The following is a 13,395-nucleotide window of genomic DNA, read 5'->3' on the forward strand; positions in this document are numbered from 1 at the left end:
TCACTCCGCGCCTTCCTCGAAACGCAGGTGCTTCACGCTGCGGCCATTGCGACGCACCAGCTTCAACGCCTCGATGCCGATGCGGATATGGCGCTCCACGTACTGCGCCGTCACGCTGCGGTCGCTGGCCTCGGTCTTCACGCCTTCCGGAATCATCGGCTGGTCGGATACCAACAGCAGCGCACCGCATGGAATCTTGTTGGCGAAGCCCGCCGCGAAGATGGTGGCGGTTTCCATGTCCACCGCCATGCAACGAGTGCGGCGTAGATAATCCTTGAAGGCTTCGTCGTGTTCCCACACACGGCGATTGGTGGTGTACACCGTGCCGGTCCAGTAGTCGTAGCCCAGGTCGCGGATCATGGTGGATACGCCACGCTGCAACTGGAACGCCGGCAGCGCCGGCACTTCCGGTGGCAGGTAGTCGTTGGACGTGCCTTCGCCGCGGATGGCAGCAATCGGCAGCACTAGGTCGCCAATCGCGTTCTTCTTTTTCACGCCACCGCATTTACCAAGGAACAGCGCCGCCTTCGGCTCGATCGCGCTGAGCAGGTCCATCACGGTGGCCGCGTTGGGGCTGCCCATGCCGAAGTTGATCAGGGTGATGCCGTCGGCGGTGGCGTTGGGCATGGGCTTGTCACGTCCCTGCACCTCCACGCCATGCCACTCCGCGAACAGGTCCACGTAGTGGCCGAAGTTGGTGAGCAGAATGTGCTCGCCAAACTGCTCCAGCGGCGTGCCGGTATAGCGCGGCAGCCAGTTGGAGACGATTTCATGCTTGTCTTTCATAAGACCCCTTGAGGTCGGCGCAGGGAGCCTTCCGCTGCGCGTTACCGGCGACGCCACGCCGGCGATATGCCAGTTAATTCGGCCTATTCTACCTGTCGCGGCTTGCCTGGCCCTGTATGGATCGTGTGGGGGAGCATGGCCACCACCAGCACCGCCTCCCTGTGACCCAGTCGGCAGCACGTCCGCCCCATGCTATGTTGCGCCCGCCATCTATCACGGGGGAGAAGAACGGATGCGCATGGGACTGGCTATCGATGCGTCCTGCGATATTCCGCAGGCCTTCTTGCAGGAACACCGTATCGCGGTGATGCCTATTACGGTCCGGGTCGACAGCGACGTCTTCCTGGACAACCGCAGCCAGACCGAGATCCACCGCTTCCTCGACCGCAAGCTGGGCGACCGCAGCCATTCCGCCGAGACCGAGCCCTGTTCGGTCGAAGAGGTGCAGAAGCTGTTCCTGGACAAGCTGGTGCTGGAGCAGGACTGCGTATTTTGCCTCACCATCACGGCGACCCGCAGCCCGATCAACGAGCACGTGATCAAGGCCAGCTTCGGCGTGCTCAAGCACTACCGCGAGGTGCGCGACAAGGCAGGCATCCCCGGCCCCTTCCTGATGCGGGTGATCGACACGCGCAACCTGTTCGCCGGTGCGGCACCGTGCATCGTCGAAGCCACGCGGCTGATCCAGGCCGGCGAATCGGCCCCGGCGATCCGCGAACGGCTCACCCATATCGCCAACAACTCCTATGGCTACATGCTGCCGCGCGATCTGTACTACCTGCGCGCACGCGCCAAAAAAAAGGGCGATCGCAGCGTCGGCCTGTTGAGCGCGATGCTCGGCTCTGCACTCGATATCAAGCCGCTGCTGCGCGGCTACCGCGGCGACACCGGTCCGGTCGGCAAGGTGCGCGGCTTCGAGCATGGCGCCGAAACCCTGTTCAACTACGCCGCGCAACGCGTGCACGCCGGCCTGCTGGTGCCGGTGGTTTGCGTGAGCTATGGCGGTGACCTGGCCGAGCTGCCCAAGCTGCCGGGCTACGCCGGACTACGCACGGCCTGCGAGGAATGCGGCGTCGCGCTGATGGAAGCGCCGATGAGCATCACCGGCATGGTCAACGTAGGCGAAGGCGCCGTGACTTTGGGCTTTGCCGCCGAGGAGCACGTGGCCGAGTTCTGAATCCGCGGCGGGACTAGAATCCGCTCATGCGCCGCTCCCTCGCCCTGCTGCTGTGGCTATTACCCTGCGTCGCCCTGCCGATGGGTGGTACGACTGTGTACAAATGCACGGGCAGCGATGGCAAGGTGACCTTTCAGGATTCGCCCTGCGGCAAGGCCCAGCGACAGCAGACGCTAGATCTGCCCGACGTAGCGACCCAGCCCACGCCAGTGGCAGCAGCGTCGCCACCTTCGGCAACCATGGACCGCGCCGACGCTGCGCCAACACCGCCACCTTCCGAACCGGCGGCGCCGCTGCCGCGCATGTATGCCTGTATCCGCGCGACCGATGGCAAGGCTTACCTGAGCGGCCACGGTTATCCCGAGCCTTATCTCGCTCCGTTCGGCATGCTCGGTGCGGTGCAGATGCCGCTCGCGCAGGCCTATGGCCCTTCGGGCGGCGCAGGCATCTCGGCGCCGGAGGTCAATCGCAGCAAGATCACGCCCGGCCTGGTCGCCGGCAACTATGTGTGGGTGCAGGACCAGTGCCGTCCGCTGACCGCGCAGGAGACTTGCCACGCACTGCAAGACGCTTATGACGAGAACGCCCGCAAGCTGAGGCGCGCGTTCAAGAGCGACCGGCCTCCGCTGGAACAGCGCGACAACGAACTGCGCGCGCAGCTCGGCAACTGCTGAGCACGGCAACTGTAGGAGCGCACCCTGTGCGCGACTTGTTGGCGACAAGCCATCGCGCACAGGGTGCGCTCCTACTGGTCAAGCTCTACTCAATGTAAGCCAAGTGCCGGTGGCATAAGGCGATCGGCAAGTCATCCACAGGCTTGTCACCAGGCTTTCCCCAGCCGCTGTGGAAAACTTCAGAAGCCGTAATTGAGAAAACCACCATCCACCGCGAGCACCTGGCCAGTGATGTAGCTGGCCGCCGGCAGACACAGGAAGGCGATCGCCGCGGCGACTTCTTCGGGCTCACCGATGCGACGCAGTGGTGTGCGATCGAGTACTTCGTCGAGATAGTCGTCGTCGGCCAGTGCAGGCTCAGAACGCTGGGTGCGGATATACCAGGGCGCCACCGCGTTGACACGAATGCCGTCGACAGCCCATTCCGCCGCGAGATTGCGGGTGAGCTGATGCAGCGCCGCCTTGCTCATGCCATAGGCAGAACCAGTGCGCACATGGGTGACGCCGGAGACCGAACCCACATTCACGATCGCCGCGTTGGCATGCTGCACCAATTGCGGATGCGCCAGCCGGCACATCTCGAAGGCGGAAAAAATATTCAGCTCGAAGATCGCACGATAGTCGTTCTCGCTGTACTCCAGCGTGGGCGCCGGCATGTTGCCGCCCGCATTGTTGACCAGCAGCGACAGCGGGGCACCCAGATCGGCGATCCAGTCGAACACCGCGAGGCGTTCTTCCTGCTGGCTCAGATCGGCGCCAAAGGCGAGCACTTCGATACCCTCGAAATCGTCGCTCAGCTCGACCCGCACCTGCTCGAGATAGTCCTCGTCGCGCGCCACCAGCAACAGGTTGGCACCCAGACCAGCCAGTTCGCGCGCGGCGGCGTAGCCGATGCCCTTGCTGGCACCGGTGATCAAAGCGGTGTGTCCCTGCAACTGCCAGGCGTCGATGCGGCTGTTCATGCGGGAAGCTTAACGCGCTTGCCGGCACGTTGCCTGCGGGTGACACTCGCTTTGTCTCTACGGCAGGAATCGTCCATGAAGTGGCTCATCCTTCCTCTGTGCACGTTCGCGCTGGTGGCCTGTTCCGGCAAGCCGCCGGCTCCGCAGGCCGTACCCAAAGCCGAGGCTCGCACCGCCACGCCCTGGGACGACCTGAAGAAAGACGAACAGAAAGCCAAGGACGTGCAGAAGACGGTAGACCAGCAGGCCGAGCAGCAGCACAAGCAGATCGATGCCGCCGAACAGTGACGGCATGAGCTCAGCGAATATCCGCACCGCCACGGAAGCCAACGCACCCGTGCTGGAACTCAATCACGCCAGCGTGCTGCGTGGTGGCCGGCTGATCCTCGACCAGCTCAGCCTGCATGTTGCGGCCGGGCAACACACCGCGATCCTCGGCGCCAATGGCTCGGGCAAATCCACCCTAGTCAAGCTGGTGGCGCGCCAGATCTATCCGCTGGCCCACGACCATGGCGGCAGCAGCGTGCAAGTGTTCGGCCGTGATCGCTGGCATGTCACTGAGCTGCGCGGGCTGCTGGGCATGGTGTCGCCGGCCCTGCAACTGGACTACACCACCGAAACACCGCTTGAAGTCTTCGATGCCGTGGTTTCCGGTTTCTTCGCCGCGCGCGGCGTGGGCCTGGATCATCGTGTAACGGTATCCATGCACCAGCGCGCGCAGGAAGCACTAGAGCAGATGGGTGTAAGCCATCTCATCGGGCGCCACATGTCTAGCCTTTCCACCGGCGAGGCGCGGCGCGTACTGATCGCCCGCGCACTGGTGCACCGGCCACGCGCACTGCTGCTGGACGAACCTAGCGCGGGCCTGGATCTGGCTACGCGCCGGCGCTTCCTGGAGAGCCTGCGGCAACTTGCGCGGGATGGCACCACGCTGCTGCTAGTGACACATCACATCGAAGAGATCGTGCCGGAGATTTCGCAGGTCGTGCTACTTCGCGAGGGCAAAGTGCTGCGCCGTGGCGACAAGCATGATGTGCTGACCGACGACCTGCTTACCGAGGCATTCGCCATGCCGATGACTGTGCAACGGCATGGCGAGTACTACAACGCGGTCCCGCTCGAGTAACCCGCGCTCCCCGAATCTACCGACGCCGGCTCAACGCGGCTCGCAGAAACAATACGCGTAAATGTTCGGACTTCCGGACTGCGCCGTGCGCAGCAGCTTCAGCTCCGGTGCCATGGCCGGCAGTTGCGCCACCCACGACGGCAGGCGAACACCGTAAGCCTGCAGAGCAGCTGTCGCCGCATTGTCGTTGAGGCCGACCAGGAACTGTTCGAAGCCACCCAGCGGCGCCTCGATGTAGTGCACCGGCGCGTTGCCACCGAGCTTGGCACGCTTGGCCGCATCGGCGATCGCATCGCCCAGGCCGCCGAGCTGGTCGACCAGGCCGCGCTCCAGTGCCTGCTGACCGGTCCACACGCGCCCCTGCGCGATGGTGTCGATAGCGTCGTAATCCTTGCCGCGTGCCTTGGCCACACTGCCGACGAAGTCGTGATAACCCTTGTCGATAATGGCCTGGATCAAGGTGCCGACCTTGGGATCCAGCGGACGCGTGATGTTGAAGGCGCCGGCCAGCGGACTGGTGCCGACGCCGTCGCTCTTCACGCCCAGCTTGTCCAGCGTGCCGGGCACGGTGAAATACATGCCGAAGATGCCGATGGAGCCGGTGATGGTATTGGGTTCGGCGAAGATGCGATCGGCATTCATCGAGATCCAGTAACCGCCGCTGGCGGCGACATTGCCCATCGAGACCACCACAGGAATGCCGGCTTCCTTGGTCAACTCGACTTCACGACGGATCTGCTCTGCGGCATACACCTCGCCACCCGGCGAGTTCACGCGCAGTACCAGTGCCTTGGTGCGGCGATCTTCGCGCGCGGCGCGGATCAGCGCGGCGGTGGACTCACCGCCGACGGATCCCTGCGGCTGCTTGCCACCCGTGATCTCGCCTTCGGCCACGACCACAGAGACACCCGACGCCATCAGGCTGCTGGCAGGCAAGTTCGCCGCATAGCGCTGCAGCTCAACCTGTCGGAAACCCTGGCCCTTCTTGCCTGCCGGCACGCCTTCCTTGCGCATCATGGTTTCGAGTTCGGCGCGCGTGGCAAGACCGTCGACTAGGTGTTCGTTCAAGGCCAGCTGGGCGAGATCGCCCTGAGTGCTGGCGATGGCTTCCGGCAAACCATCGATGTCGGTACGCAGGTTGGCGGCTTCCAGCTTGCGTGCCTTGGCAACCTCGTCGATGTAGCTGTTCCACAGACCGCCCATCCAGTAGCTGTCGGCTTCCTTCGATTCGGGCGAGGCGTGGTCCAGGATGTAAGGCTCGGCGGCACTCTTGAATTGGCCGACGCGGAACAGGTGCACGTCAACGCCCAGCTTGTCGAGCAGATCCTTGTAGAACAGCCGATAGTTGGCGAGGCCGGTGAGTACCACGCCACCCTTGGGATCGAGCAGCACGCGGTCGGCATGCGAAGCCAGGTAGTACTGGCCCTGGTCCATGTTCACCGCCCACACCACTACCGGCTTGCCGCTGGCGCGGAAACGATCCAGCGCCGCGCCCACTTCGCGCAACGCGGCGAAACCGCCGCCATGCAATTCGCCCGGTTCCAGCAAGATGCGGCTAATGCGGCTGTCTTTGGCCGCTCCATCAATAGCGCCGATCAGATCGCGCAGCTGAGTCTGTTTGGGCTGGTTGCCGGAGAGTCCGGCCAGCGCACGCTGCAGCGGCTCGATGCTGTATTGCTCGACCAGCTCGCCCTGCGGCTTCAGCACCAGCACGCTGTCGTTCTGAATGTTGCGCTCGCTGCGACTGCCCAGGGTGAAACCCAGCACGATCAGCAGGAACACGAACAGGAACGCGAAGAAGATCAGGTTGATGATGACCAGCCTGACCACATTGATACCGCGCCCGAACACGCAGAGAAAATTCCAGAAACCGTTACCGCTGCGCTCCGTCATTCGTCATTCCTCGCCAAGACAGTGGCAGCGTAACCGTTCAGGCTGCTGCGGTCATGTGGGTCTCTCGGCATAGCGGCGCCAACGCTCAGTGGCCGAGCTGCGCCAGAAGCGGGTGAACAGCAATACCGCTGCCACGCTGAGCCCGGCCACCAGCCCCATCCACATGCCACGCGCGCCCAGGCCGTGGCGGAACGCCAGCCACCAGCCCACCGGCATACCGATGACCCAATAGGCAAACAGCGTCATCGCCATCGGGGCGCGCGTGTCCTTGAGCCCGCGCAGGGCGCCGTTGGAGGCGACCTGGATGCCGTCGGAGAACTGGAAAATGCCGGCCAGCACGATCAGCTGGGTCGCCAGCGCGATCACCGTAGCGTCGCGCGTATACAGTGAGGCAATCACATGCGGCAGGCTCAGCATCAATCCCGCCGACACCAGCTGGGTCACCAGGGTCAGCCCAATGCCACAGAAGCCGGCATAACGCACGCCCGCAGCGTCGCCGCGGCCCACCGCATTGCCGACACGTACGGTAATCGCCATGGCCAGGCCCAGCGGAATCATGAAGAAGAACGAGGCGATGTTCAGCGCCACTTGGTGGCTGGCCACGACGTCTTCACCTAGGGTGCCGAGCGCCAGGGCCACCGCCACGAACAGTCCGCCCTCGGCCAGCAGAGTCACCGCCATCGGCAGACCGACCGACATCAGCTCGCGGATACGGTGCGGGCTCGGCAGGTCAAAGCGCTCGCCCAGATTCAGGCCGCGATAGTTGGGATGGCGCGACACGTAGAAGGCAAAGCCGAGCATTTCCATCCACAGCACCAGCGCCGTGGCGATGCCGCAGCCGCGCGCCCCCTGCGGCTCCAGACCGAACTTGCCGAACATCAGCACATAGCCCAGCGGCGCCAGCACGGCGAGGCCACCGAGACTGAAGTACATCGAGGGCCGGGTCATCGAGAGGCCTTCCGACAGCCCACGCAAGGCGAAGTATGTCGTCAGCGCCGGCGCGCCCCAGCTGATCGCGTGCAGGAATTCGACCACGTCGGCGCGCAGGCCCGGCGCCACGCCGATGAGGTCGATCAGCGGTGCGGCATGCCGCACGCCAGCCCACAGCAGGACGCCCATGCCGACAGCCAGCCATAGCGCCTGACGGAACACTGCGCCCACCTCATGCCGCCGGCCGGCACCATCGAGCTGCGAGACGGAGGGCGGCACCGCCATCATCATGCCGATGCCCGACACGATGGCGAGCGCCCAGATGCTGGCGCCCACGGCGACCGCGCCAAGTACGTGCGCGCTGTAATGACCGGCCAGCACGGCGTCGACCACATTGGTGCCCACCGCGGCGAGCTGGGCGGCGATCAGGGGAAGCGCGAGGCGAACGGTGGCGCCGATCTCATGCGCGATGCGGGCGCGATCGGAACGGAACAAATTCATAAGCAGAGACTCCAGAACTTGCGATTCTACAGGAGTCGTCTGACGGAGCTGTCGCCGCCATCAGGTTGTGCCAAGATCGCCCGCTTCATGGGGAGGGGTCAGGGCATGAAGGAAGTCGTTTCCTACGACGGCGTGCATTGCGCCAATTGCAGCGCGCCGATGCAGGGGGAGTTCTGCCACCACTGCGGGCAGTCCATCCATAGCGTGCTCAAGCCGGTGCACCACATGGCGGAAGATGCCCTGGAAACGGTGCTGCACGTAGACGGTCGCCTGTTTCACACGCTGCCGCCGCTATTCACCAAACCCGGCTTTCTCACCCTGGAATACTTTGCTGGCCGGCGCCAGCGCTACATCGCGCCGTTCCGCCTGATGTTCATCCTGTGCCTGCTGGCGTTTTTTCTGACGCACATTGCCATCGACGTGCTGGGAGAGCATCGCCTGGGAGATAACGCTACGTCTACGGCGCATATCGGCAAGTCGGAATTTGACGATTTGGGTACCGTCGAGGAGGTACAGCAGTCGCTGGACCACAAACTGGCGGATCTGCACAAAGCCAGGGAGGCGAGCCCCTCCATAGCCTATGGCGGGTTGGATGCAGCCGAGAAGAAACTACGGAAGCAGGCCGCTAAACGCATCGCCAAGCTACAGGCAACACCGGCGGGCGCCACGTCGGCCACGACTCCGGCACCGGCGTCCACGGTATCCAGCAAGGACGACACTGAAGAAGACACCTCTAACAGTGAGTGGCTTCGCAATCCCTCTGGTATCCACATTGCCTGGCTACCTGAATTCGCCAATGCCCGACTCTCCCATGCGGCGGCTAATTTCAAGGCCAACCTGGATGGCATCAACAAGGGCGGTGCCGCCAAGGAAGAGGCCATCGAACGCATCAAGGCCGGCTTGTTCGGTGTACTGCCGCAAACCATGTTCCTGATGATGCCGCTGTTCGCCCTACTGTTGAAACTGGTCTACGTGTTCAAGCGCCGGCTCTACATGGAGCACCTGATCGTGGCGCTGCATAGCCACGCCTTCCTGTTCCTGACGCTCTTGCTCGCAGTCGTAGTTGCATTACTCAAGGCGTGGATCGAACCCCATGCGGCCTGGACGGGCTATCCGTTGCGCTGGATCGAATGGGGCCTGGCCCTGTGGGCGCCGGTCTATCTGCTATGGATGCAGAAACGCATCTACCGCCAGGGATGGGTCATGACCGTCTTCAAGTACCTGTTCGTAGGCTGGTGTTACACGTGGCTGCTGGGGTTCGCGCTGGGCTTCGCCGCAGTGCTTGGCATCACGCATTGAGCAGCCCTCTATTTTGAGACTCGCATCACACAAAGGCCGTGCAATCCAGCAGATTCGCGGCCCGACTGCAACCCCGTGAAAGCGGGTTTTGCACAGCATCACAAAGCTGTCAAGACAGGCCATGGCTTCATGGCAGTTGTATGAACACCAGCCAAGCGACAACCGCAACTCATTGATAGATAAAGCCATTAATCCATGGCTAAAACTTGTTCACTGAGTCGCGAAGGGCTTGAATACGGGCCTGAAGGGCCCCCGTCCCCGTTACATCCACAGACTTATCCACAGCTCTTGTGGATAAGGGCAAATTTCTTACGGACTTAACCACTTACCTGCCACTCCTCGACCCCGGAGCAGCAAGCACAGCCAAGCGCCAACCACGGCGGGACATCCGCCCGAGTGACAAAAGCCACGACTGCTTCCCGACGCCCTCTCACTCGGATTTCGGCTCGCCGTTACACTGGCCCGCCACGAGGTTTGCATGCCAGCTGTTCTTCGCGTCGCCCTGCCCGTTCCCTTGCCGACCCTGTTCGACTACCTGCCGCCCGCGGCGGGTGACGCGCAGGCGGGTAGTCGCGTGCTGGTGCCATTCGGCCGCGGCAAAGCGGTCGGCGTGGTGGTGGACACCGGTGCTGAGGCGACGGTAGGCGGGGCACGCCTGAAGCGGGTTATCCGCTTGCTTGACGACGCGCCTCTGCTCGACACCGAGCTGATGAAGACCCTGGCCTGGGCTGCCGACTACTGGCTCGGCGCGCCCGGCGAAGCCTATGCCAATGCCTTGCCGCTCGCGCTGCGCGAAGACAAGCCATTGCCGGATACCCGCGAGGAAGCCTGGGCACTGACCGTGGCCGGCCACAGCGCCCTGGACGCGGGCAGCCGCAAGGGAGGCAGCCGCCGTCTGCTGGAAACGCTGGCCCCCACGCCCCTGAGTGCGGCAGAGCTGCACGAACAACTCCCCGATTGGCGCGAAGCCGCGCGACGGCTGTCCAGCGCTGGCCTGATCGAACGCGTGGAGCGTGCAGCTGACGCACCCTCGCCCAACACCACGCCGCCCGCACTCAGTCCCGAGCAACAGCAGGCCGTGGCATCGGTCGCGGCCGCGCTGGATCGCTTCCAACCCTTTCTGCTCGACGGCGTCACCGGCAGCGGCAAGACCGAGGTCTACCTCGCCCTGATCGAGCAGGTGCTCAAGGAAGGCAAGCAGGCCTTGTTGCTGGTGCCCGAGATCGGCTTGGCGCCGCAGACCGTTCGGCGTGTGCGCGAACGGCTGGGCGTGGTCGTCGAGGTGCTGCACTCCAATCTCTCCGAGGGCGATCGTGCGCGCGCCTGGCTGCGCGCGCGCAGCGGCGAGGCCAAAGTGATCCTCGGCACGCGCTCGGCGGTGTTCACACCCCTGCCACGGGCCGGGCTGATCGTGGTCGACGAAGAACACGACAGCGCCTACAAGCAGCAGGAAGGCTTCCGCTACCACGCACGCGACCTCGCTCTGCTGCGCGCCCGCGAACTGGGCATCCCGGTACTGCTCGGCTCCGCCACGCCCTCGCTGGAATCGCTGGCAAACGTAGAGGTGGGCCGCTATCGCACCCTGCATCTGCGTGCGCGCCCGGGAGCGGTGCATGCGCCGCAGGTGCAGATCGTGGACATGCGTGCGCAACGCCTGGAGCACGGCTTATCGCCTACGCTGCTGAGCACGGTGGCTGATACCGTGGCGCGCGGCGAACAGGTGCTGGTGTTCCGCAATCGCCGCGGCTATGCGCCGGTGTTGCTCTGCCATCAGTGTGGATGGCATGCCGAATGTCCGCGTTGCGAGCATCCGCTGACCTTGCATGCGGGACGCCGGCAGCTGATCTGCCACCACTGCGATTACCACGCGCGTGTGCCGGAAAGCTGCCCCTCATGCGACGCGAAGGATTTGAAGCCGCAGGGCCAGGGCACCGAGCGACTGGAAGAAGCGCTTGCCGCGCAGTTTCCTCAGGTACCCGTGTTGCGCATCGATCGTGAAACCACCCGCCGGCGCGATGCTTTCGAGCACTTGCTGGATCGCTTGCGCGACGAAGGCGCGGCGATCCTGGTCGGTACACAGATGCTGGCCAAGGGTCATGACCTGCCCAACCTCACCCTGGTCGCCATTGTTGGCGTCGACGAAGGCCTGCATAGCGTGGATTTTCGCGCCAGCGAACGCCTGGCGCAGCTGGTGGTGCAGGTGGCCGGCCGTGCGGGGCGCGCCAGCAAGCCCGGCCGCGTACTGTTGCAGACGCATCATCCCGAACATCCGTTGCTGCGCCAATTGCTCGCACAGGGTTACGCTGCCGCGGCCAAGGAGTTGCTCACCGAACGGCAACTGCTACAACTGCCGCCTTACCATCACCAGGTGCTGCTGCGCGCTGACGCCCTCCAACGCGACCACGTCGATACCTTCCTGCGAGAAGCTCACGGTGCGCTGACCAGCGACTCGCTGCAGATCGCCGGCCCCATGCCCGCCCCCATGCCGCTGCGCGCGGGGCGCCATCGCGGACAGTTACTGATCGAAGCGGCCAGCCGCAGCGCCTTGCATGCGGTCCTGAAGCCATGGCAACGCACTCTGGCAGCGCTGCCGTCGGCACGCCGCGTGCGTTGGTCGCTGGATGTGGATCCCATCGACCTGTACTGAAAAAACGCCGCACCGAAGCGCGGTCGCGATGGGTTGCCTCTACCATGGACGTGTTCCGTCCCCCTATTTACGGAAAGCTCCACGCTTCGAGGTAGCTCATGGCAGACACCGATGCACGACCGCATGTCGTGATCCTCGGCGGTGGTTTCGGCGGCCTCGCCGCTGCCCGCCAGCTTGACGATCCATCGCTCCGCGTCACCCTGGTCGACCGGCGCAACCATCACCTGTTCCAGCCCCTGCTCTATCAGGTCGCTACCGCAGGACTCTCCGCGCCCTCTATCGCAGCGCCGCTACGGCAAATCCTGCGCAAGCAGGGCAACGCCACAGTGTTGCTGGACGAGGTGCTCGACATCGATCTGACGAAGCGCCAGGTGCAGCTGGCGCACGGCATGCTCGACTACGATTTCCTGGTCGTCTCCACCGGTGCCACCCATGCCTACTTCGGCCATGACGACTGGGCACGGCATGCGCCCGGACTGAAGACGCTCGACGACGCCTTCACCATCCGCCGTCGCGTGCTGCTGGCGTTTGAACACGCCGAGCGCGAGGACGATCCTGTGCGACGGCAGGAGTGGCTCAACTTCGTGGTGGTCGGCGGCGGCGCCACCGGCGTGGAACTGGCCGGCACCCTGGCCGAGATCGCACGCCACACATTGCCGCGCGAGTTCCGTCGCAGCGATCCGCGCCGCGCCCATGTGTTGTTGGTGGAAGCGGGCTCGCGGCTGCTGCCCGGGTTCGCGCCCAACCTCTCCGAGAAGGCCCAGCGCCAGTTGGAGAAGCTGGGCGTGGACGTGCGTACCGGCACCGCGGTCACTGCCATCGACGACAAGGGCGTCATCCTGGGTGATCAGCCCCTGCCTGCCCGCACCGTCTTGTGGGCGGCCGGCGTGGCGGCATCGCCGCTGGGCCAGAAGCTGCATGTACCGCTGGATCGCGCCGGACGGGTGCAGGTGTCACCCCATTTGAACTTGCCCGATCACCCTGAGGTGTTCGTGGTGGGCGACCTGGCCAGCGTCAGCCAGCCGGACGGCAAACCCGTACCTGGCGTGGCGCCGGCGGCGAAGCAGATGGGCCGCTATGCGGGCCTATGCATTCTTGCCCGCCTGCGTGGCGGGAAACCGGTCCAACCCTTCCGTTACCGCGACGATGGTTCACTCGCCACCATCGGCCGCATGGCTGCGGTGGCACAGTTCGGGCGGATGAAGTTCTCCGGCCTGCTGGCATGGGGGGTGTGGCTGGTGGCCCACGTGTATTTCCTGATCGGCTTCCGGAACCGCCTGGTGGTGCTGCTGGACTGGGCCTGGTCTTACTGGACCTACCAGCGCCACGCCCGCATCGTCATCGGTTCCGACCAGACAGACGAAAGCGATTCTTGCTTGCCCAAGGACGTCTGAAAGCGA

The 13,395-nt window shown here is 64.4% G+C and carries 11 protein-coding genes; 7 read left to right on the plus strand and 4 right to left on the minus strand.

Translation table 11 applies throughout. The features are described from left to right. Window positions 1-786 carry an AMP nucleosidase gene (locus BM338_RS03320; RefSeq protein ID WP_090449401.1) on the minus strand — a complete coding sequence of 262 codons (786 nt, stop codon included), beginning with the start codon at window positions 784-786 and terminating at the stop codon, window positions 1-3. A gap of 232 nt (window positions 787-1,018) precedes the next feature. On the opposite strand from BM338_RS03320, the gene BM338_RS03325 reads away from it, so the two are divergent. Next, complete coding sequence (locus BM338_RS03325; RefSeq protein WP_177229211.1) at window positions 1,019-1,963, plus strand: DegV family protein; 945 nt, start codon at window positions 1,019-1,021, stop codon at window positions 1,961-1,963. Between the two features lie 26 nt (window positions 1,964-1,989). Next, window positions 1,990-2,637 carry a DUF4124 domain-containing protein gene (locus tag BM338_RS03330; protein WP_090449402.1) on the plus strand — a complete coding sequence of 216 codons (648 nt, stop codon included), beginning with the start codon at window positions 1,990-1,992 and terminating at the stop codon, window positions 2,635-2,637. 179 nt (window positions 2,638-2,816) lie between these two features. On the opposite strand, the gene BM338_RS03335 is transcribed toward BM338_RS03330, so the two are convergent. Then, window positions 2,817-3,599 carry an SDR family oxidoreductase gene (locus BM338_RS03335; protein WP_090449403.1) on the minus strand — a complete coding sequence of 261 codons (783 nt, stop codon included), beginning with the start codon at window positions 3,597-3,599 and terminating at the stop codon, window positions 2,817-2,819. A gap of 75 nt (window positions 3,600-3,674) precedes the next feature. On the opposite strand from BM338_RS03335, the gene BM338_RS03340 reads away from it, so the two are divergent. Further along, window positions 3,675-3,887 (plus strand): hypothetical protein, encoded by a 213-nt coding sequence (locus BM338_RS03340; protein ID WP_090449404.1) that lies wholly within the window; start codon window positions 3,675-3,677, stop codon window positions 3,885-3,887. A 4-nt stretch (window positions 3,888-3,891) separates the two neighbouring features. Next, a complete protein-coding gene (locus BM338_RS03345) occupies window positions 3,892-4,725 on the plus strand; it encodes an ABC transporter ATP-binding protein (RefSeq protein WP_090450091.1) in 834 nt (277 codons plus the stop codon). Window positions 4,726-4,755: 30 nt separating this feature from the next. Here BM338_RS03345 and sppA read toward each other — a convergent pair whose 3' ends face one another. Beyond that, entirely contained in the window at window positions 4,756-6,618 is a 1,863-nt protein-coding gene (gene sppA, locus BM338_RS03350) for a signal peptide peptidase SppA (RefSeq protein WP_090449405.1), read from the minus strand. A 51-nt stretch (window positions 6,619-6,669) separates the two neighbouring features. After that, the gene (locus BM338_RS03355; protein WP_090449406.1) at window positions 6,670-8,049 is read right to left on the minus strand and encodes an MATE family efflux transporter; all 1,380 of its coding nucleotides are present in this window, start codon (window positions 8,047-8,049) and stop codon (window positions 6,670-6,672) included. Between BM338_RS03355 and BM338_RS03360 the strand changes: the two genes are divergently transcribed. The 3 genes from BM338_RS03360 (at window position 8,011) to BM338_RS03370 (ending at window position 13,389) form a co-directional block, all read left to right on the plus strand. Next, window positions 8,011-9,348 carry a DUF3667 domain-containing protein gene (locus BM338_RS03360; protein ID WP_255367175.1) on the plus strand — a complete coding sequence of 446 codons (1,338 nt, stop codon included), beginning with the start codon at window positions 8,011-8,013 and terminating at the stop codon, window positions 9,346-9,348. The two genes, BM338_RS03355 and BM338_RS03360, sit on opposite strands and share 39 nt — an antisense overlap. A gap of 478 nt (window positions 9,349-9,826) precedes the next feature. Further along, the gene (locus tag BM338_RS03365; RefSeq protein ID WP_090449408.1) at window positions 9,827-11,995 is read left to right on the plus strand and encodes a primosomal protein N'; all 2,169 of its coding nucleotides are present in this window, start codon (window positions 9,827-9,829) and stop codon (window positions 11,993-11,995) included. A 98-nt stretch (window positions 11,996-12,093) separates the two neighbouring features. Beyond that, window positions 12,094-13,389: an NAD(P)/FAD-dependent oxidoreductase gene (locus BM338_RS03370; protein ID WP_090449409.1), complete on the plus strand. Its 1,296-nt coding sequence runs from the start codon at window positions 12,094-12,096 to the stop codon at window positions 13,387-13,389. Window positions 13,390-13,395 lie beyond the last annotated feature (6 nt).

Origin of the sequence: Dyella sp. OK004 (genome assembly GCF_900114495.1) — a bacterium.
Classification (GTDB): domain Bacteria; phylum Pseudomonadota; class Gammaproteobacteria; order Xanthomonadales; family Rhodanobacteraceae; genus Dyella_D.